Raw genomic sequence first — 21,099 nt, forward strand, 5'->3', positions numbered from 1 at the left:
AAGCACTGCGGCCGATGGAACAATGCCGCAGTTCGTTTCATAGGTGAAGTCCAAAAGGTGGTACGTTATGAAGGAAAACTTTCTTGGGGTTGATGTTTGTAATTATGATTACGACGAACTCGCCTCATTATTAATGCAGGACATTGAAAAGAAAAAGAAGTCATTTATCGTAGCAATTAATCCTGAAAAAATTATGAAGGCACAAGAGGACGAAGCATTAAGAAAGCTTCTGAATCGTGCGGATTATCAAATCCCAGATGGCATTGGCGTTATTTTAGCGTCAAAACTGAAGGGCGGACAGGTGACCAGCCGTGTCACCGGCATTGATATGATGTTAAAGCTTTGCCAAACAGCAGCGGCACAAGGAAAACGGATTTTCCTGTACGGCGGCAAGCCTGGAGTTGCAGATGCAGCCAAGGCAGAGCTTGAAAAGCAAATCCCTGGCATTCAAATAGTAGGAACGTTACATGGCTATGAGAAAGATGAAAAAGTAATCGTTGATACCATTAATCAACATCAGCCAGAGATTATGTTCGTGGCATTAGGAAGCCCCACGCAGGAATATTGGATTGTCAATCACATGGATAAAGTCTCACCATATGTCTTTCAAGGGGTCGGCGGTTCGTACGATGTCATATCCGGCAATCTAAAGAGGGCACCGGAGCTGTTCCAATCAATAGGCCTGGAGTGGTTCTACCGCTTAATGAAGGAACCATGGCGCTGGAAAAGACAACTAATCCTGCCAAAATTCCTATTAAAAACATTGAAAAAGTAAAAAGGGGAAACAGCCTTTCTCGAAGCTTAAGGGAGAGGCTTTTAGTTCATGGGAGGGGGTCCACATAATGGCAACGCTTGTTGATAATTTGATTAAACACCTGCGAGCGAGCAAATTCTATCGGGTGGCGAAGAGCAATCCGGTCCTGATTAATATAAAACGAAAATATGATAAAGCCCAGTATCAGAAGCAGAAGGACATGGTCCATGTTCACGGTCTGCAAACCTTGAAATATATGAAGGAAGGCTTTGCAGAAATCGGAGAGGAATTTTGGCTTGATTATGGAACACTTCTTGGTGCCGTTAGGGAAAAGGATTTTATTGGGCATGACAAAGACCTGGATATCGGCTGCTTTGATTTTGATGACAAAAAGAAAGACGAACTCGTGCGCGTATTAGAGAAAAAAGGTGTCATGCTCTTTAAACAATATGAAATGAACGGCAAGATTTTTGAACAGGCGTTTCATTACAATGGCCTGCATATTGATATTTTCTATTATTGGGAAAAAAGCGACGATATTATTTGGTGTTATTTCAGCGAAATCGGTTTAAATATGTCATTTGAAAACCACCCTAATTATCAAATTGCTAAAGGATATCGCACGTCTACGGTTGAATCTCATTTTAATGGATTAATGGATTATGAATTCAAAGGCGAAATCTTTAAGATTCCAACCAATTATCATGAGTATTTGATTGATAATTACGGACACACCTATATGCAAAAAGATGAAAGCTGGGTAGCGGGGGAATCGCCGGAAAATATTAAACTGGTGGATACACCTGTCATCGTCAAGGAATATATTTAAGATTGTATTGGGCCCACGCTGCGGACGGGCCCTTACCTGTTCTAGTAAAGGGCTGTTTTCATGCAAAAATCGTTAGTAAAAAACGCTATTTATAAAATTACGTTAAACTTTTTTAATCTGATTGTGCCGGTGATCATTGGGGCCTATGTTTATCGTACATTAGGAACAGATGCGATCGGCCGGGTGAAGACCGGCGAAACCATTTTTAACTATTTCTTTATTTTCGCCGCCTTTGGCGTTTATCAATACGGCCTCCGTGAGGTCAGCAAAATCCGAAATGATAAGGAAAAGGTGAATCAACTATTCACCAGCTTATTTACCTTAAGCTTATTGACGAATGTTGTGACTCTTCTGGTTTATCTAGTCGTTTCTTACATTGGCTATGGTGAAAAAGCGCTATTTCCTGTCTTAATGGTTTATTCAACTAACTTCTTCCTCAACATATTTTTCGTTGAATGGGTTAATGAAGCCTATGAAGATTATGGATTCATTACGATTAAGACGGTGATTGTCAAAATCATTTACGTCATTTTGCTGCTGCTATTTGTAAAAAGTGCTGATAACTACTTGATCTTTATCGGTTTGTTAGCGTTAACGACCGGTTTAAATAATATTATCAGCTTTATTTATGTAAAAAGAAGAGTGAAGTTTGACTTCTCGAACATCCGGTTTGCCCCGCATCTTAAACCATTGTTTCTCGTCGTCATTTTCTCTAACGGAAATATTTTGTACTCCCAGCTGGACCGCTTCATGCTCGGACAGTTTGTCAGCGAAAAGTCAGTTTCCTATTATACGATGGCCCAGCAAATTGCTACGATGATCAATGCTCTTATGCTAAGTATCATTCAGGTTACTATTCCGAGGCTGACGTTTTTATCAGGCGGGGAAAATGACGAGCAGTATTTGGGCCTGCTTAATAAAATCGCTAAAATTTATTCGGCGCTTTTATTTCCGGCGGCGATTGGCCTTTATGTCATTGCAGACCTTGGTGTCGTCCTATACGGTTCGAAGGAGTTTATCCCAGCAGGTCCGGTTTTGAAGATATTTGCCCTCTATATGATTACGATTGGTTTTGAATCGATTCTTTCTAACCAAGTAATATATATTAGAAAGAAAGAAAATATCCTAGTCCGCTTCATTTTTATCTGTGGTTTAGTAAACGCTATATTAAACTCACTTTGTTTATATCTTGGAGTACTGAATGCTGAGACTGCTATTCTCACCACAGCTATCGCTAATATTTTGCTCATTGCTCTGGAATATGTTTACGTTCGAAAATATCTCCATGTACCAGTTCGGTTATTATCATGGACGAATTTGAAATATCTTGTTTTTTCGTTATTATTTATTCCAGTATCATTTGCGATTCGCTCTGTATTCAGCGGGACTCTCGTGCTGTTTATCCTGATTGTTGCAGTATGCGGGCTAATCTATTTGGTTATTTTATTTATGACGAAAGATGAAATGATTACCTTGTTCACAACTAAAGTAAAAGGGAAATTTTCGAAAAAATAGACTGCTTATTATTAAGCAGTCTATTTTTATTGTTGTTGTCGAATACTACTTTTATCTTTACAGAACTTAAATTTGCTAGTAAGATTAATTAGTTCAAAAATTGAATATATCTTAGCTGTAATATATTGAAACCATTTCTTAAGAAAAATTTAAGGAAAATCCCATACTGTATACATAGTTATTTACTATTATTTTATTAAATAAAGTCATATGTACGAGGTTGTTATGTCTACTTTAAAAAAGAATTTCCTTTATGTTTTGCTGCAGCAATTTATCCTTTTAGGGCTGCCATTTTTAACGATTCCTTATATTTCGCGGGTTTTAGGCCCGCATGGTGTGGGGCATTACAGTTATAGTTTTTCTTATATCACACTCTTCATCAACGTGTTTTTGCTTGGGTCCAATTTGTATGCGATTAGAGAAATTGCCAACGTGAAAACCGACCAGCTGCAGCTGTCACGCTCATTCAGCGAAATTTTCTTCATTAGGACAGGGCTGTTGCTGATGGCGACAGTAATCTACTTTATCTGTGTACCCATCGTTTGGGAAAATGACGCTGTTTTTTACTGGCAGTCTTTAAACCTGATTGGCGCCTTCTTTGATATTACCTGGCTTTTTCAAGGGCTGGAGCAGTTTAAAAAGGTAGCCACCCGAAATATTATGCTGAAGCTCCTCGGCTTCGGCAGCGTATTTATTTTTGTAAAAGATCAAAATGACCTGGTCTTATACACGATTATTATGGGGGCAGCTGTCATTGTCGGGAACGTCGCCCTTTTTTACCGCTTGAATAAACATGTTCATTTTAAATGGTCTCATCTTCAATACAAGCGTCATTTTAACCAGATGCTGATCCTATTCATTCCGAGCTTTTCGGCCATGATTTATTCCGTACTCGACAAAACGATGCTTGGGATTATGTCGACGTCGGTGCAGGTTGGTTACTATGAGCAGGCTTATAAAATTGTCTATATGATTTCTTCGCTAATTAATATTTCCGGTGTTGTGATGCTGCCGCGGACCTCTTCGCTCATTGCTGAGAAAAGATTCGAAAAGCTGCTCCAGGTGCTTCGTGACGGTGTTCTCTTGACCATTTTTCTTGTTCTGCCGATTACTTTTGGCTTTTTGGTGATTTCCGATGATTTTGTAGAGTGGTTCCTTGGGGCAAAATTTAAGCCAAGTGGAACGATTGCGATGATTATGGCTCCGATTATCATATTTAAATCTTTAGGGGTTATCTTTGGTTCGTGGTATTTGGTTCCTATGAAGAAGAATAAGGAGTATACCCTGCCAATTGTGATTGGCGCCGTGTTAAACTTCATCCTCAATCTTGTCCTTATACCAAGATATGGGGCAGAGGGAGCAGCGATTGCGACGACCGTGACGGAAGGGCTCATTTTGGCTGTCCAGTTGTGGTTCTTGAAGGATGTGCTGGACTTTAAATATCGTGCGAAACAAGCGATTGTGTCTTATTTGCTGGCATCCATCACCATGGCCATTATCGCGTATCAGCTAAGTGTGTATTTCCACTTTTCATTGCTGCTTTCCATTGTGGTTAAGGTGGTCGCTGGCATCATTATCTATGCGGCGATTCTGCTTCTCTTCAAGGAACAGCAGGCTATTGGCCTTGTGAAAAAAATGCTGTTTTTGAAAGCAAAAGTGACTGGCAGGTAAACGAAAGGAGGACGCCTATCTGAGGCGTCCTCTTCTTTTTTTATAAAAGCTCCTAAAGGCAATGACGACAAGGGTAATGATCGAAACTATTGGTAAAGGGGTATTGTGCTTAATCCGCGTTGTTTAAAAAGCATTAATTACGAAACATCCGCTAACCATTATTCGTTAAAATATATCGTGAGGCAACGAATGTAAAAGGAATAGCCAGTACGGAAGCTAGTAAAGGCGAAACTTTTTCATTCATTCCTAATAAGTCTACTAAAACATAAATCGCTGTTGTCGAAACCACGATATTAATAACGTACGTTAAAGGAAACTTAAGAAACTTTTTTAAGGTTGGTTTGATTTTATAGGTAAAATAGGAATTCATATAAAAGGAACCGACCATGCTGATCAAAAAGGCGAGAATATGTGCCCATATGTATGGGATGGATAAAATTGATTGAAATAGTAAATATAAAAGGTAATAATTTAATGTGTTGGCGATTCCAACTAGAACAAAGCGAATTATTTGTTTAATCATCGTTTTTTTTACTCCAATTTGTAATTTTCTTTCCTTATAAATATCTTTTCTTATCATAGCTTTTCAAATACTCTATGTAAACGACTCAATATAATGCTAAAATAATTTTATCTAAATGAATATAATCTCTTCTCCAAAGGAGGAATTTCCTGGCTCGTAACTAAAACTGCCAAATTACTTGATAAAACAAATGATTAACGATAACATTAATTTGGTTTGTTAAAATGTCTATCAAGAGGGGTTACCATTGACAAAAATTCTTTTTCTATTAAATTTCGTGGGCAAAGGCGGTACGGAAAAGTACGTCTTAGACTTAATTTATGCGGTTGGGGCCGAGAACTGTGTATTTGTCTATTCGGAAGAGGGACCAGGTCTAGACGAGTTTAAACAATCAAAGGTGAAAATGCATCAGGTAAAGATGAGTGGACCGTTTGATTTCACGGCTGCTAAGCAGATAAAACGGATTATTCAAGCGGAAAAGGCAGACGTGGTCCATGCACAATTTTTGCGGGAAAATTATCTGGCCATTATTGCGAAAATGATGGGAGCACGATGTAAGGTGGTTTGGACCTATCATGTAGATGTTCCAATGGGGAAAGCGATTCGTACCCTTAATAAAATGATGACGAGTTTCAACCATAGAGTCATTACTGTTTCCCAGTTTATGTATCGCCAGCTCCAGCAAAAAGGGGTGTCAGGCGCTAAGCTTGAGTTGATTTATAATGGTGTCGAAGGCCCAGCAGAAAAACACCCATTAACCCGTTTAAGAGAAATTCCAGTCATTTCCGTTGTTGGCCGCCTCCGTGAAGAAAAAGGACAAGCCTTCCTCATCAAAAGTTTAGCTCTCCTAAGCTCCAAGCAGCCAGAGTTGAAATGGGAATGCCATATTTATGGCGAGGGACCAGAGCGGGAAGAACTGGCTGAATTGGTTCAGGAGCTGCAGCTTGAAAATTTTATTCATTTTAAGGGTTTTTGTACAAATAAGGAAATGCTATATCTAAGTAGTGATATTGTAGTGGTTCCGTCGAGGAATGAAGCTTTATCTTATGTAGCAATGGAGGCACTTTCTTATAATCGGATTGTCGTTGCCACAAATGTTGGCGGGCTGCCAGAGGTTGTAAAAAACGGGGAATCAGGCCTGCTTGTGGAGTATGGAAACAAGGAAGAGTTAGCTGATATTTTTTACCGGCTTTTTACCAACGAGGACCTGGTTCAACTGCTTTCTGCTAAGGGAAGAGTCTTTTTTGACGAAAACTTTACCTTGGCAAAGATGATTGAAAAAACAACTGCGCTTTATAAGCAATAAATTTTTTTATAGGAGTACAAGTGAATGAATTTACTTCAAAGAAACCTTGCGATTTTATTCGTAGGCATACTAGCGGTAATAGCGGGCCTAATCTTGCCAATTTCGAAAGCGGCCATGCTTATTTCGCTGGTCATTGCGATTATCGCATTTTGGAAAAAGGAAATTGGAATCTTATATTTACTTATCTTTATACCGCTTCGACCATTTTTGATTACAGTAAATCCGGGCTTTAAAATTCTCGGCGATGCCATCATCGGCTTTTTGCTCATTAGAACTCTTTGGGATTCTCGGAAGGATTTGAAGAAACTTTTCTCCTTCCATCCCTTTGAATTGGCGTTTTTGGCCTTTGCGATTATTGGCGTTTTATCTGCCCTTATCACCGATGTATCCATAAAGGCCATCATTGTCCAGCTGCGTGCATATTTCCTCTTCTACATTGTTTATTACGTGGTTAAACGAATGGAAATGACAACAGATTTGGTTCGAAAAATGTCTTATACCACCTTTTTTCTGGCAATCATCCTTTCTATTCAAGGAATTGTTGAAAAAATTTCTAATAAAACAATGTTAATGCCGCAGGAATGGCAGGAGTGGTGGCTCTCGCCGACCAATCGGATCCGTGTTTACGGATTGTTAAAGGGTCCGAATGAGCTTTCCCTTTACCTATTAATTGCCTTCTTCGTCGCTTTGTATTTATTAAAGCATATTCATGGGAAGGTTCGTTATTTTGTTTATGCCGGCATGATGTTAATCGGAACGACGATTCTGCTTACGTATTCACGGGGAACGCTGCTAACCCTGGCTGCCTTTTTGGTGGTTTATCTTGTCGTCAGCCGGAAATGGCGCCCTCTTATCCCAATTAGCCTGGTGGCAATTGTCTCTATTGGTTTATTTTTTTCCGTTAATCAAGCGGCGGATCAATATAAACAATATTTGACAGCGGGCGGTGGGAAACAAGCTCAAGAAGAAGAGGAATCAGAGGGCGGCAAACGATTTAAGAATGCTTTCTCTGAAGAATCGATTGGCCAAAGTAATACAAGCGGCCGGATTTACTATGTAAAAAAGGCTGTGGAAATCTTTAAGGACCATCCTATCATCGGGACTGGATTCGGAACCTTTGGTGGTGCGGCCACACTTGCCTACTCCTCTCCGATTTATAAGGAATATGGGATTGAGACGAACTTTTACTCGGATAATCAATATATCTTAATTCTTGCGGAAACTGGTGCACTCGGCATGCTAGCCATTTTCATAATTGGTTACTTTTTACTGATTGTCACCTGGAAGCGCCGAAAAGAATTTTATGGTCCGCTTCTCGTTTATTTCTTTGTGGCTTTGATTGTTGGCGGTGCCGTTTATAATATTTTGGAAAATGATACGTTTATGATGTGTTACTTTATCATGCTGGGGATTGTCCTTCCAATGAGAGAAGGCAGTATTGAACGCAGAGCCTAATGGTGCTCTGCGTTTTTATATGCTCTGCAAAGAAAATAAACTGATTGCTATGATATAATACTTGTAAAAATATTCCGAAAGAGGGGGAACGAATGTGAAAAAAGTACGAAAAGCCATTATTCCAGCTGCTGGGCTTGGGACTAGGTTTTTGCCTGCAACGAAAGCAATGCCTAAAGAGATGCTTCCGATTGTTGATAAGCCGACTATTCAATATATTGTCGAAGAAGCGATTGCGTCCGGAATAGAAGATATCATTATTGTTACGGGAAAAGGTAAGCGTGCTATCGAAGATCATTTTGATTTTGCACCAGAGTTAGAGAAAAATTTACTGGAAAATGGAAAATATGATCTTTTAAATAAGGTGAATTATTCCTCTAATCTGGCTGATATCCATTATATCCGGCAAAAGGAACCAAAAGGGCTTGGACATGCTGTTTGGTGTGCTCGGAATTTTATTGGTGATGAACCGTTTGCTGTTCTTTTAGGTGATGATATCGTCCAAAGTGAAACCCCGTGTTTAAAGCAACTTATTGAACAATATAAGGAAACCTATTCTGCGATTATTGGCGTTCAGCATGTGTCGGAAAATGAAACCCACCGTTACGGAATTATCGATCCCCTACAGCAGGATGGGCGAAGATATCAGGTCAAAAATTTTGTAGAAAAACCAGCAAAAGGAACTGCACCATCCAATTTAGCGATTATGGGGAGATATATCTTAACCCCTGAAATTTTTATGTTTTTAGACCGGCAAGAAAAAGGGGCCGGGAATGAAATACAACTAACAGATGCTATACAAAAATTAAATCAGATTCAACGCGTGTTTGCCTTTGACTTTGAAGGGAAGCGTTTTGATGTGGGCGAAAAAATTGGATTTGTCAAAACAACACTAGAAGTTGCCCTACAGCAGGAAGACCTCCATGATGAACTAATGCAATTTATTAAAAACTTGATTGATAATAATGAGGCCAACAGCAGTCATTAAGATGCCAATAGAGCTTTAACTAAAAAAAGTGCCTGACACCCGCCAAAAGGGTGCCAGGCACTTTTTTAATTTTGAATAGCATAGCGTTCTTTAAATGGAGTTTCGGTTTGAAGCTGACTGATTTGAAAGTTTGTAATTTGCCTCTTGAAATTAGACAGCTTGGCCGCATATTCCTTCTCGGATTGAATGGGTTTGTTTTTGGCCAGATAATCAATAATCCAATTATTAATGAAGGAATAATAATGGACGGTATCCCCTTGATAATTTCCAATGTTAAACGTAATTTCCTTCATATCCTGAAAATCATAAAGCTCCACATTAGGGTATTTCCTCGTTAAATCAAAAACCTCTTTTTTAAACTTTAATCTTTCGGAAAGATAATTTGGATGTTTTTTATAAAAAGATACATGGTTATAAATTGGGTATGGCGCAAAAAACAGCGTGAATTTCGTTTCTGGATGGGCTTCGGCGAGCGATATGACATTTTCCTTAAAGGACTTTAACTGAACTGCTGACTTTTCGAAAGCGGGCAGCTGATCCATCGGTTGAACCGCATTTAACCAAGTCTTAACATGTTCAATCGATTCGACTGGCGCCACCTGGCCGAATTTATATAAAGGTTCAACCTCCCTCCACCGTTCATCTCCTGTTTTATTCGCCATCAAGTTTTTATATAAGACCTCAAAAGAATAAGAACTGAATAAATAGCGTATATCGTTGATTTTAGAATTATCATACATATAGGTAGGGAAATCGCTGGGAGGACCAGATACCCATTCAGGGTCTCCCGCGAAGGAATAGTAATTCAACTCCCAAATGACCTGCTTTAAGCCAGGCTTATCACGCAGTGCGGCCTCGGTAACCATCGATTGCTCGTGTGCTGTTGAGGCTGGCAGAGAAGCATTAAAGGTCTTAGCTTTTAGTTTTTCATTGGCATAGCTTTCACGGAAATTCCGCCCCATGGATGTTGCTGTGAATACTGTATCATAGACCTGATTTTTTAATAGCCCGGGCATTTGATATCGTTCAGTTGCTGTATATTGTGGGCGGTAAAAATCTGTTTTTCGATAATAAAATAATGGGTCAATGATATACATCAACACTGAAACAATTAAAACTAAGACGGCAGCCACAGCTGCCGCTGCCGCAAGGAATCGTTTATATGACATTTGGTAAACTCCTTAAAATTTAAAATACAAAAATTCGCTGACTCTGTTTAAGTATAGTAAGGCAATGACTGCGATTAGGCTGACGAAGGCAGCCGTCCGATAGCTCGGTTTAAAGGTGTTTAAGCGCTCAATCGAGTTCTTGGCGAATAGGACAATTCCAAGCACCAGTACAAAAAGTATGACAAGCTTCAAATCAAAATAATAAGTTGTTGGGATGAAGTGAGTCCCGAGATTTTCGTTTAAAAGGGTTGTTAATCTTGCAGGGAAATGGAACGATTGAATCGCAAACATTTTCGAAAGCATCACCTTGGCTGTCGCTAAATCAGGTGAACGGAAGAAAACCCAGGCGATGTGAACAAATAAAAAGGTGATCAACCAGGCTAAAAGCTTTGGCAGCCTGATATTAAATGTGGACCAGAATCGGTAGATGACGCTGGCAACCCCGTGCATGATTCCCCAAATAACAAACGTCCATCCGGCACCATGCCAAATGCCGCTGACAAAGAAAATTATGAATAAGTTAATGTATGTGCGTACACTGCCCTTTCTGCTTCCCCCAAGCGGTATATAAAGATAGTGAGTGAAGAAGCGTCCTAGGGTCATATGCCATCTCCGCCAAAAATCTTGGATATTAAGTGATTTATATGGCGAGTTAAAGTTGACCGGAAGTTTAATGTTAAAGAATAATCCTAAGCCGATAGCCATATCGCAATAGCCGCTAAAATCAAAATATAATTGAAAGGTATAGGCGAGGGTGGTAATCCAGGAATCGAACAGCGTCAAAGAAGCAAGATTGTTGTAACCCAGATTCGCCCAGCCCGCCAATGTATCGGCGATGATCACTTTTTTAAACAAGCCAATTGCAAAAATGTACAGTCCCGAAGAAATGTTTTTTGACTTCATTTTATAATTCGTCCCGTCATGAAGCTGATCAATGATCTCACGATGATGGACAATCGGCCCCGCAATGAGGTGGGGAAAGAAGGTCACAAAGAACGCGTAGTCGAGCAAGGTATATTCCTTCGTTCCTTCTCGGAAGGTATCAACCAAATAAGCAATTTGCTGAAAGGTAAAAAAGCTGATAGCGAGCGGCAACGCCAAATGTAATAAAGAAATATTGGTGTGGAAAACGGCATTAATATTGGTCATGAAAAAATCGTAATACTTGTAATAACCAAGAAGCCCTATGTTAAAAAGAATTCCAGCGGTTAAAGTGATCCTTTTCAAGACAAGCCCTTGAATTTTATTCAGGATGGTTGCCAGTGTAAAATTTATCGCGATCGATGAAAGGATAATCGGCAGATACTTTACATTCCAATAGCTATAAAAATAAAGATTGGCCACTACGAAAAAGATCTTCGCAATATTTTTGTTTTTAAAGTTCAAAAGCAGGTAGTACGCTGCAAATACGATCGGAAAGAAACCGAGTATGAATATGTAGGAATTAAATAACAAATTTCGAACCTCCAATAGATGATAAAAGAACTAAGTTATTATAACATATGGAAGATTACTCTCGCATATTGTTGAGAAATGTCAAATGATAAGAAATTGAAACGAATATGTAACTTTTAGTTTGTGTAATTCGTCAAATTTCATGGTATATTATTAAGAACTATGTATGTCCAACAGGAGATTTCATGAAACATAAAGTAACTGTCATTTCAAACATGTATCCGACGAGAGAACATAAGAGCTTTGGAATTTTTGTGAAAAATCAAGTAGAAGCTTTGCGGAGCAGGGGATTGGACGTAGATGTCCTTGCGATTGACAATCCTAACAAAGGTAAGCTGAATTTGCTGAAGAAATATGGAAAATGGATGATTTCTTTTGGAGCTCATTTGCTTTTTAAAGGCAGCAGAACATCCGTTGTCCATGCCCATTATGTGTTCCCTAGCGGCTGGCTTGCGCAGTGGTACAAAAAGCTTTTTGGAGCCCGTTTAATTGTGACTGCCCATGGCGGTGATATTGATAAAATGGTGAAGAAAAGCGGACGTATTCAAAACATGACCAAAAATATTTTAGCTGAGGCTGATCACGTCATTGCCGTTGGTCAAGAATTATTTGCCACACTTGAAAACGAATTTAAGGTGCCGTCATCAAAGCTATCCCTCATTAATATGGGGGTAAACCTTAGCGTTTTTAAGCAGGTGGATAAAGGGAATGCCCGGATGAAGTGCGGAATTCCTCCAGGGAAAACGCCAATATTGTTTGTTGGCAATATTATTGAACAAAAAGGTCTAAATGAATTGATTGAGGCGTACAGCACTCTCAAAAATGATCATCCTGATTATGAACTGTACATACTCGGATCGAATAAGGACCAAGGCTATTTTCAAAAAATTAATACCCTTATTTCTGAAAATGGGCTTTCACAGAGCGTTCATTTTCTTGGGACTAAAAACCAGGCAGAGGTTGCTTTATGGATGGCTGCCGCAGAGGTGTTTGTCCTGCCTTCGCATATTGAAGGATTCGGCCTTGTAGCCCTAGAGGCGATGGCTTGTGGAACACCGGTCGTTGGAACGAATGTCGGGGGACTCAAGTATCTTCTCGATGATGGAAATGGTGTGCTGGTGGAGGTAAAGAATGCGGATTCGCTAAAAAAGGGAATTCAATCTGTCCTTGAATCGGAAGAGGTTAAACAGGGGCTCATTCAAAATGGCTTAGAAATGGCAAAGGAAAATGATCAAGACATCATGACGGACCAAGTTATACAGCTATACCAAGTGGAAAATGTAAGGGGCTTAAGCTAATGTCCCTTTCTCCTTTAGTTTCATCTATTAAAATAGTAACTTAGTGAAGTAAATGGAACATATGAAATATTTAGTAATTTACTTGAAAAAGAAAATCTATTTAAAATAAAATTTAGCTGTGTTATAATCCACATGGTACATTCGTTAAGTTGTTATGTAATTGATTGTTAAATAGATAACTAACTTTCTAGTAACCTAGATGGTTACGGCCAATTATCTGAGGAGGATCATGATGATCTACATCACCCTGATATTATGTTTTATTAGTTCCATTCTTCTTACGCCTTTAGTAAAAAAACTTGCCTTCAAAATTGGGGCTACTGATAAACCAAATCAAAGAAAAGTGCATCAAAAAATCATGCCGCGTCTTGGCGGATTAGCCATATACCTAAGCTTCATCATCGGAATGTTAGTGCTGCGTCCTGGAGGACCACATGCGCTGCCGATTATCATAGGTAGTATTATCATTGTCATTACTGGAATACTAGATGATATGCTAGAGCTTTCCGCAAAAATTAAATTTATTGCTCAGATTGCTGCTGCAGCCATTGTTGTTATGTGGGGCGGCGTCCATGTTCAATTTATCAATCTGCCATTTGGCGGCCAAATTGAATTCGGTTATTTAAGTATTCCGCTGACCATTATCTGGATCGTCGGGATAACCAATGCTATCAACTTGATTGACGGTTTAGACGGACTAGCTGCCGGTGTTTCTTCCATTGCCTTGATTACCATTTCTGGAATGGCGATTATCATGGGAGATGGGTATGTAACTGCAGTTGCCTCAATCGTTCTAGCAAGCACTCTTGGATTTTTGCTTTACAATTTCCATCCAGCCAAAATATTTATGGGTGATACAGGAGCCTTATTCTTGGGCTACATGATTTCTGTTTTATCCTTATTAGGCTTTAAAAACGTAACACTAATTTCTTTTATCGTTCCTGTTATTATTCTTGGCGTACCGATCTCAGATACCTTCTTTGCAATTATTCGCCGAATTGTGAATAAGAAGCCATTATCTGCACCAGATAAGTCGCATTTACATCACTGCTTGCTGCGTACTGGCTTTACCCATCGTCAGACGGTGTTAATCATTTATGCAATGGCCGCATTCTTCGGTCTTGCGGCAATCATCTTTTCACAGGCAAAGCTTATGGGAGGATTCTTCCTCATTCTCGTCTTATTAATTCTAATAGAATTGATTGCGGAAGCCGTTGGGCTTGTCGGCAAGAACTACCGCCCATTAATTAAAATGATGCGCGTTTTACTAGTTACTACAGTACGAAATAGATAAGGTGTAAAGCCTGGCCAAAGCGGTCAGGCTTTTTTTACTTAATAAAAAATGATAAATGGACATACAGTAAAAAAACCGCATCACGAATGATGCGGCTTTTTTTTACTAATTATTATTTTCACTTGAGTTTGTATCAGCATTATTTGAATCAGAATCACTGCTATTACCTGTGCTGTCTGTTGTGCTAGTGTCATCGGCAGGTGAATCGGCAGCTAAATGTGCTTTTAAGATTGATTTCGTTTCTTCAAGCGATGCATCATCAAGCTTGTAGTAGTAAACTCGGTTAATATAATCATCCGCACCCTTTAAGTTCAAGGTGTCGATTTGTAAGCCGCTGCCTGCAAGGCCATAATCCATCAACGACTTCATATCATTAAAGGACATATTCGTCTGCATATTGTTGCCAACTGCCTCAATCATGTCAGCATGTTTGGTAATGGAACCAAGTGATAGTGCTTTTTTGAAAATCGCTTTAATAATTTCCTGCTGTCTCATCCCGCGCATTATATCGGTATCCTTATGACGCGTTCTTGCAAGGGCAAGCGCTTGCTCACCATTCAGCGTTTGGAGACCAGGTTTTAAGCGGATGGCATCGTGATGGTCTTCGGAATCCTTTTCTGAAATAGCATAAGGGACATCGACATCAATCCCATCTAAAGCATTTACCACATCAATAAAAGCATAAAAGTTTACTTTAACATAATAATCAATCGGAATATCAAGAAGGTTTTGTACAGTATCGATTGTATACTTCGGACCGCCGTAAGCGTGAGCATGGGTAATTTTATCATATTTATCTTTGTCGGGAATATAGACATACGAATCACGCGGTATACTTAACAGCTTGACGGACTTTTCCTTTTTGTTTAAGGTCGCCACCAACAGGGCATCAGATCGGACCGCATCGCCATATTGCTTTTTTCGGCTCTTACTTTCGTCGACCCCAATCAGGAGGATCGAGATATTATCCATATCAGGGTTAGCTTTGACTGTTCTTTTTGATACTGTCTGAACGGGCTTATACGATTTATTGACGACTGACTCTGCTTTTTTTAGTATAAAAGTCGCATATGCGGCACTACATAGGGCAACGATTAAAAACGGAACGAAAATCCACATAAAAACCCGCTTTTTCCGGATTTTTTTCTTCTTCTGTGCTTTCCGCTGTGTGCGTTGAATTTCGGACATAAATTTTCTCCTTTATATCAATATCATCATGATTCATTTTTTTAAATTTTTTAAAAGTATAAAAGACCAACTTACATTTTACCCTTTTTTAACAGTTACGTAAACTGTAGTTTAGTGTCGAAATTTGAAAAATATTATTCTTCCATTATTCTACCTTTCTTGCAGAATTCTTCCTCATAATAGACGTTTTTCAGCTTAGAAAAGTTACATGTGATTATAAAATAATAAGCAGCTCGAACCCTTGAAAATTCTAAATATTCGAGCTAAAAACAATTTACGAACTTTCAACAAAATACCAACAAATATTTTACAAAAAAGACTATGAATCTATTTGAAAAATTAGTAGAATAGTCTTGCAATACAAATATTTTTTGTCGAAGGGCGGAAAAAGTGTGAAGAGAAAGATAAAAAGAAGCATGAAGAGACGCATGCTTAATAGTTCTCTAGCTGTTGCGTTAGCGCTTACAACAGTTCCTATGAATATTTTCCCTCATACTGCGAAAGCTGCAGGAACAGGAAACACTGCTACACTTCGTATCTTGGAAACGACTGACTTGCATGATGCTGCAATGGCATACGATTACTACCAAGATACTGATCAGGGTATTAACTACGGCTTAGCAAAAACAGCGAGCTTGATTCAACAAGCAAGATCAGAGGTAGACCCAAGCAACTCAATGTTGTTTGATGCAGGTGATTTACTGCAAGGAAATCCAATGGCTGATTATGTAGCAAAGGTAAAGCCTTTAACTGCTGATGAAACGCATCCAATGTTTAAGGCTATGAAGCTATTAAATTATGATGGCGGTATCGTAGGAAATCATGAGTTCAACTATGGCTTGGACTTCCTTAACACTGCGATGAAGAATGCACCGTATCCAATTGTAAACGCTAACATATACAAGGATGATCATGACAGTGATCCAACAAATGATCAAAACTATTTCACACCATATCAAATTATCCCTAAAAAGATTAAAGATGCTAATGGTGTTGAACATACAGTAAACGTTGGTGTTGTTGGTTTTGCACCACCACAAATCCTTCAGTGGGATAAAGATAACCTTCAAGGTAAAGTAATCGTAAAAGATATCGTTAAGACTGCAGAAAAATATGTGGCAGAAATGAAATCTAAGGGTGCAGATGTTATTGTTGCGATTGCCCACTCTGGCTGTGACGTTACAAATGATGGCCAACAAGATGCAGAAAATGCTGTATTCTCTTTAAGTAAAGTTTCTGGCATTGACGCACTTCTTTTTGGTCATGCACACTATGCATTCCCTGCTGGTAAAGAGTTCCACCAAGGAAATGATTTGAAAAATCCAGATTTAACAGGACTTGACACAAAGCAAGGTACAATTAACGGTACTCCTGCAGTGGAAGCAGGCTTCTGGGGTAATAACCTTGGTGTACTAGATTTAGCATTAGTACAAGATGAAAATGGAAAATGGACAGCAGATAAAACTGCATCAAAATCTGTTGACATGCCTGTAACAGCTACAACTGCTGTTGATCAATCGATTGTTGATGCTGTAAAACCAGAGCATGATGCAACGGTTGCATATGTTAATGGAAAAATAGGTGAAACAACATCACGTATGCAAAGCTATTTCTCACGTGTAATGGATGATCCAACAATCCAAATCGTTAACAATGCACAAACTGATTATGTTAAAAAGTGGATTGCAACAAATAAGCCTGAATTGAAGGATATTCCAGTTATTTCAGCGGGTGCTCCATTCAAAGCAGGCCGCGGCGGAGCTGGAGACTACACTAATATTGCAAAGGGCAATCTTTCTATTAAGAGTGCCAATGACCTGTACCTGTTCAACAACACATTAAAGGCTGTTGAATTAACGGGTGCTGAAGTTAAAGAATGGTTAGAAATGTCTGCATCCCAATTCAATAAAATTGATCCAACTAATGCAAATGCACAAGAATTAATCGATTACGGATTCCCAACATACAATTTTGATGTAATTGATGGCGTCAAGTATCAAATCGATGTAACGCAGCCTGCAAGATACAAATATAGTGATGGAACTATCCTAAATGCAGATGCACACCGTATCATTAACTTTACGGATATGAATGGAAAGCCAATCGATCCAGCTCAGAAATTCATCGTTGCAACGAATAACTATCGTGCAAGCGGCGGCGGTAACTTCCCAGGAACAAAGGGCGGAAATGCCAAAGTTGTAGTTGATTCACCATATGAAAACCGTCAGATTTTAATGGATTATATTAAAGAGCAAGGCGTTGTAAATCCTTCAGCAGATAACAACTGGAAAATCGCACCTGTTGGCGGAGTGGCAAAAAATCTAACATTTAAATCTTCACCAGCAGCAAAAGATGTTTTGGCTTCTGCGCCAAATGTGAAAGATGTTGCTTCTGTAGCAGATGGTTTTGAACAATACACATTAGACCAAAATGTACACATTCAATTATTAGGCATCAACGATTTCCATGGTCAGCTTGACACTTGGAGATCCATTAAAGATTCTTCAGGTAAAGTAGTTGATTACTCAGGCGGTATCGAATGGCTTGCTGCTTACTTAAAAGACAGAGAAGCAACAAACCCTGCGAATACCTTAATGATCCAAGCCGGTGACCTTGTTGGAGCAAGTCCTCCAGTTTCTGCTTTAATGCAGGACGAGCCAACTATCCGTATGATGAATGAAATCGGGATGGACGTTGGTACGATCGGTAACCATGAGTTTGACGAAGGTGTTGCCGAGATGAAGCGTTTAATCAACGGCGGCAGCAATCCGAAAACAGAAAAATACGAAGCGAAATATGGCAAATTTACAGGCTCAACTATGGATTACGTAGTAGCTAACGTTGTCGATGAAAAAACAAATGAAAACATTTTACCTCCATACGTGGTAAAAGAAGTTGATGGCGTGAAAATCGGCTTTATCGGTGTCGTTACAACTGAAACTCCATTAATCGTTACTCCAAGCGGAGTTGCAGGGGTAAAATTCACAGATGAAGTAGAAGCGATCAACAAATATGCAAAAGAATTGACTGCTCAAGGTGTTAAAACGATTGTTGTTATGGCACACGATCCAGGAACTTCAAAAACAGATGGTACAGAAGCAACTGGAAAAGTTGTTGACATGGCTAAAGCAATTGATCCTTCAGTTGACGTTATTTACGGTGCGCATGACCATAAATATCTAAATACAACTGTTGACAATAAGACATTAGTACAATCTTGGTCATATGGTACTGCATTCTCCGATATTGATTTAACTATTGATGCTGTTACTGGGGATATTATTGACCGTAAAGCAGAAGTGGTAGATACACTTCACAGCAAAATTACTGCTGATGCAAAAATCAAAGCTGAACTTGACGGCTACCAAGAAGACATCAAACCGATTGTCAGCCAAGAAGTTGGTTCTACTTCTGCTCCAATCACAAACGTGGCCAATGATTCTGGTGAATCTGCTCTTGGTAATTTAATTGCTGATGGCATGCGCAAGGTCACTGGCACTGAATTAGGATTTATGAATTCCGGCGGTATCCGTAACCCACTTCCAGAAGGAAAGATCACTTGGGGCGATTTATTCAAGGTTCAACCATTTGGTAACGATTTAGTCACAATGAAGATCACGGGTGAGCAAATTAGAACATTGTTAAATCAACAATTCCAAGCACCTCCAAGCTATAATAAGATCATGGCTGTTTCTGGTCTAAAGTATACTTGGAATGACGATAAACCATACGGCGAGAAGGTTGTTGATATTACCCTAGATAATGGTAAACCAATTGATCCAAAAGCTGAGTATTCTATTACAGTTAACAACTTTATGGCAGACGGTGGCGATGGCTTTGCTGTCCTTAAATCTGGAAAAGATCGCGTAACTATGATGACCGATTTAGATGGATTTATCCAGTACTTTAAATCATTACCTCAACCTGTTACTGCAAAGGTTGAAAGCCGTATCTTAAAAGTAACTAATTCAGCAGTACAACAAGGCTGGGTTAATAAAGATGGAAAATGGTTCTTCTTTGATCAAAACGGCAATATGGAAACTGGCTGGATTCTAGTTAAGGGCAAATGGTATTTCTTAGCCAAGGACGGTGCTATGGCAACCGGCTGGTACAATGAAAATGGTAAGTGGTACTTCCTTGATAAGGTTAACGGAGATATGAAGGTTAACTGGGCAAAGGTAGACGGCAAGTGGTACTTCTTTGATATTCACGGTGTTATGAAAACCGGTTGGGTACTTGTGAACAAGAAGTGGTACTTCCTTGATACAACTACTGGTATCATGAAAACTGGCTGGGTACTATCTGGAAAAAACTGGTATTACTTAGCAAACAGCGGAGCTATGTTAACAGGCTGGGTACAGGTTAGCAATAAATGGTACTATCTATATAATGATGGTAAAATGGCTGCTAATACTACAATCGGCAAATACAAAATAGGTAAAGACGGAGCTTGGATTAAGTAATCTGTCTTGAAGAAGAGGCAATTCCTTGAGGAATTGCCTCTTTTTATTTTTTCCGATTTTTACTATGTTTTGTTTGTTTTCGATTTCTGTTTAATGGACAAACTTACTACGAAGGAGGATTTTTTTATGCTTTTTCTTACCTTGATAGTATGTTTTTTTGTGTCAATTCTTATTACACCACTCATAAAAAAATTAGCCTTCCTTATTGGAGCAACCGATAGGCCAAACCAGCGTAAGGTCCATCAATCGATTATGCCAAGACTAGGAGGCTTAGCGATATTTATCAGCTTTATGGTAGGAATGATCTTCTTAAGGCCTGGAAACCCATACTCGCTCGCGATTCTTATCGGCTGTTTGATTATCATCATTACCGGACTTTGTGATGATTTGTTTGAACTGCCCGCAAAATATAAACTAATTGGCCAGCTAGCAGCAGCCTGTACCGTTGTTTTCTTCGGAAACCTGCAAGTTGTCTTTATTAATTTGCCATTTGGTGGTCAGCTGCAATTTGGGTTTTTAAGTATTCCAATTACGATCCTTTGGATTGTTGGAATCACCAATGCGATTAATCTCATTGACGGATTGGATGGACTAGCTGCTGGGGTGTCGTCAATCGCGCTAATAACGATTTCAGGGATGGCAATCATTCAGGGGAATTTATATGTTGTTGCGGTTGGGTTAATTGTACTGGCAAGCACACTTGGGTTTATATTTTACAATTTCCATCCGGCCAGTATTTTTATGGGAGATACCGGGGCATTGTTTTTAGGATTTATCATCTCTGTTTTGTCCCTTCTTGGTTTTAAAAACGTCACCTTTATTTCTTTTGTAATTCCCGTAATCATTCTCGGGGTGCCGATTTCGGATACATTTTTCGCAATCCTTAGGCGTATTATTAACAAAAAGCCTTTGTCCGCACCTGATAAATCTCATTTGCATCATTGTATGCTGCGCATGGGCTATTCACACCGTCAGACTGTTTTGCTTATTTATGCAATGGCAGCGTTTTTTGGACTGGTTGCTGTCATTTATTCACAAGCCAGAATTGGCGGGGCCCTTTTTTTAATCGCTGTCGTAATTCTTCTTATTGAAATCATTGCCGAAAAAATCGGCCTTATGGGACGAGAGTACCGTCCATTACTTAATATCGTCCAGACGTTAAAAACAACCACTGCAAAAGACCGTTCATGACAA

At 39.2% G+C, this 21,099-nt stretch carries 15 protein-coding genes; 11 read left to right on the top strand and 4 right to left on the bottom strand.

What is annotated here, in order from left to right; genetic code table 11:
• The first annotated feature begins 67 nt into the window (after positions 1–67).
• From AC59HZ_RS28365 to AC59HZ_RS28380, 4 genes are all read left to right on the top strand, one after another.
• A complete protein-coding gene (locus tag AC59HZ_RS28365) occupies positions 68–775 on the top strand; it encodes a WecB/TagA/CpsF family glycosyltransferase (RefSeq protein WP_496549113.1) in 708 nt (235 codons plus the stop codon).
• Between the two features lie 67 nt (positions 776–842).
• Positions 843–1,583 carry a LicD family protein gene (locus tag AC59HZ_RS28370; RefSeq protein ID WP_496549114.1) on the top strand — a complete coding sequence of 247 codons (741 nt, stop codon included), beginning with the start codon at positions 843–845 and terminating at the stop codon, positions 1,581–1,583.
• A 60-nt stretch (positions 1,584–1,643) separates the two neighbouring features.
• Complete coding sequence (locus tag AC59HZ_RS28375; protein WP_496549115.1) at positions 1,644–3,098, top strand: oligosaccharide flippase family protein; 1,455 nt, start codon at positions 1,644–1,646, stop codon at positions 3,096–3,098.
• A gap of 225 nt (positions 3,099–3,323) precedes the next feature.
• The gene (locus tag AC59HZ_RS28380) at positions 3,324–4,769 is read left to right on the top strand and encodes a flippase (protein ID WP_496549116.1); all 1,446 of its coding nucleotides are present in this window, start codon (positions 3,324–3,326) and stop codon (positions 4,767–4,769) included.
• Positions 4,770–4,920: 151 nt separating this feature from the next.
• On the opposite strand, the gene AC59HZ_RS28385 is transcribed toward AC59HZ_RS28380, so the two are convergent.
• Positions 4,921–5,292, bottom strand: coding sequence for a GtrA family protein (locus AC59HZ_RS28385; protein WP_496549117.1), 372 nt, complete (start codon positions 5,290–5,292; stop codon positions 4,921–4,923).
• Positions 5,293–5,539: 247 nt separating this feature from the next.
• Here AC59HZ_RS28385 and AC59HZ_RS28390 point away from each other — a divergent pair, with 247 nt between their 5' ends.
• The 3 genes from AC59HZ_RS28390 to galU all read left to right on the top strand — a co-directional run bounded on the left by AC59HZ_RS28390 (position 5,540) and on the right by galU (position 9,038).
• On the top strand, positions 5,540–6,598 hold the full coding sequence (locus AC59HZ_RS28390) for a glycosyltransferase family 4 protein (RefSeq protein WP_496549118.1): 1,059 nt from the start codon (positions 5,540–5,542) through the stop codon (positions 6,596–6,598).
• Positions 6,599–6,622: 24 nt separating this feature from the next.
• Positions 6,623–8,053, top strand: a complete 1,431-nt coding sequence (locus AC59HZ_RS28395) for an O-antigen ligase family protein (RefSeq protein ID WP_496549119.1) — start codon at positions 6,623–6,625, stop codon at positions 8,051–8,053.
• A 94-nt stretch (positions 8,054–8,147) separates the two neighbouring features.
• Entirely contained in the window at positions 8,148–9,038 is an 891-nt protein-coding gene (gene galU / locus AC59HZ_RS28400; protein WP_496549120.1) for a UTP--glucose-1-phosphate uridylyltransferase GalU, read from the top strand.
• Positions 9,039–9,103: 65 nt separating this feature from the next.
• Here the strand turns inward: galU and AC59HZ_RS28405 are convergent, their stop codons facing one another.
• Both AC59HZ_RS28405 and AC59HZ_RS28410 read right to left on the bottom strand, forming a co-directional pair.
• Entirely contained in the window at positions 9,104–10,207 is a 1,104-nt protein-coding gene (locus AC59HZ_RS28405) for a hypothetical protein (protein WP_496549121.1), read from the bottom strand.
• Between the two features lie 12 nt (positions 10,208–10,219).
• On the bottom strand, positions 10,220–11,662 hold the full coding sequence (locus AC59HZ_RS28410) for an MBOAT family O-acyltransferase (RefSeq protein ID WP_496549122.1): 1,443 nt from the start codon (positions 11,660–11,662) through the stop codon (positions 10,220–10,222).
• Positions 11,663–11,847: 185 nt separating this feature from the next.
• Here AC59HZ_RS28410 and AC59HZ_RS28415 point away from each other — a divergent pair, with 185 nt between their 5' ends.
• Together AC59HZ_RS28415 and AC59HZ_RS28420 are read left to right on the top strand one after the other, a co-directional pair.
• Complete coding sequence (locus AC59HZ_RS28415; RefSeq protein ID WP_496549123.1) at positions 11,848–12,960, top strand: glycosyltransferase; 1,113 nt, start codon at positions 11,848–11,850, stop codon at positions 12,958–12,960.
• A gap of 232 nt (positions 12,961–13,192) precedes the next feature.
• On the top strand, positions 13,193–14,254 hold the full coding sequence (locus AC59HZ_RS28420; RefSeq protein WP_496549155.1) for a glycosyltransferase family 4 protein: 1,062 nt from the start codon (positions 13,193–13,195) through the stop codon (positions 14,252–14,254).
• 105 nt (positions 14,255–14,359) lie between these two features.
• Here the strand turns inward: AC59HZ_RS28420 and AC59HZ_RS28425 are convergent, their stop codons facing one another.
• Complete coding sequence (locus AC59HZ_RS28425; RefSeq protein ID WP_496549124.1) at positions 14,360–15,442, bottom strand: LCP family protein; 1,083 nt, start codon at positions 15,440–15,442, stop codon at positions 14,360–14,362.
• Between the two features lie 392 nt (positions 15,443–15,834).
• Here AC59HZ_RS28425 and AC59HZ_RS28430 point away from each other — a divergent pair, with 392 nt between their 5' ends.
• Positions 15,835–19,905 carry a bifunctional 2',3'-cyclic-nucleotide 2'-phosphodiesterase/3'-nucleotidase gene (locus tag AC59HZ_RS28430; RefSeq protein WP_496549125.1) on the top strand — a complete coding sequence of 1,357 codons (4,071 nt, stop codon included), beginning with the start codon at positions 15,835–15,837 and terminating at the stop codon, positions 19,903–19,905.
• A 126-nt stretch (positions 19,906–20,031) separates the two neighbouring features.
• A complete protein-coding gene (locus AC59HZ_RS28435) occupies positions 20,032–21,096 on the top strand; it encodes a glycosyltransferase family 4 protein (RefSeq protein ID WP_496549126.1) in 1,065 nt (354 codons plus the stop codon).
• The last annotated feature ends 3 nt before the right edge of the window (positions 21,097–21,099 follow it).

The organism is Neobacillus sp. DZ-9 (assembly GCF_059587065.1).

What these genes read in the sequence shown, in the direction of transcription:
- AC59HZ_RS28365 (WP_496549113.1), top strand. Translation starts at nt 68, where the DNA reads ATGAAGGAAAACTTTCTTGGGGTTGATGTTTGTAATTATGATTACGAC.
- AC59HZ_RS28375 (WP_496549115.1), top strand. Translation starts at nt 1,644, where the DNA reads ATGCAAAAATCGTTAGTAAAAAACGCTATTTATAAAATTACGTTAAAC.
- AC59HZ_RS28420 (WP_496549155.1), top strand. Translation starts at nt 13,193, where the DNA reads ATGATCTACATCACCCTGATATTATGTTTTATTAGTTCCATTCTTCTT.
- AC59HZ_RS28425 (WP_496549124.1), bottom strand. Translation starts at nt 15,442, where the DNA reads ATGTCCGAAATTCAACGCACACAGCGGAAAGCACAGAAGAAGAAAAAA.
- AC59HZ_RS28380 (WP_496549116.1), top strand. Translation starts at nt 3,324, where the DNA reads ATGTCTACTTTAAAAAAGAATTTCCTTTATGTTTTGCTGCAGCAATTT.
- AC59HZ_RS28395 (WP_496549119.1), top strand. Translation starts at nt 6,623, where the DNA reads ATGAATTTACTTCAAAGAAACCTTGCGATTTTATTCGTAGGCATACTA.
- AC59HZ_RS28405 (WP_496549121.1), bottom strand. Translation starts at nt 10,207, where the DNA reads ATGTCATATAAACGATTCCTTGCGGCAGCGGCAGCTGTGGCTGCCGTC.
- AC59HZ_RS28370 (WP_496549114.1), top strand. Translation starts at nt 843, where the DNA reads ATGGCAACGCTTGTTGATAATTTGATTAAACACCTGCGAGCGAGCAAA.
- AC59HZ_RS28435 (WP_496549126.1), top strand. Translation starts at nt 20,032, where the DNA reads ATGCTTTTTCTTACCTTGATAGTATGTTTTTTTGTGTCAATTCTTATT.
- AC59HZ_RS28415 (WP_496549123.1), top strand. Translation starts at nt 11,848, where the DNA reads ATGAAACATAAAGTAACTGTCATTTCAAACATGTATCCGACGAGAGAA.
- AC59HZ_RS28385 (WP_496549117.1), bottom strand. Translation starts at nt 5,292, where the DNA reads ATGATTAAACAAATAATTCGCTTTGTTCTAGTTGGAATCGCCAACACA.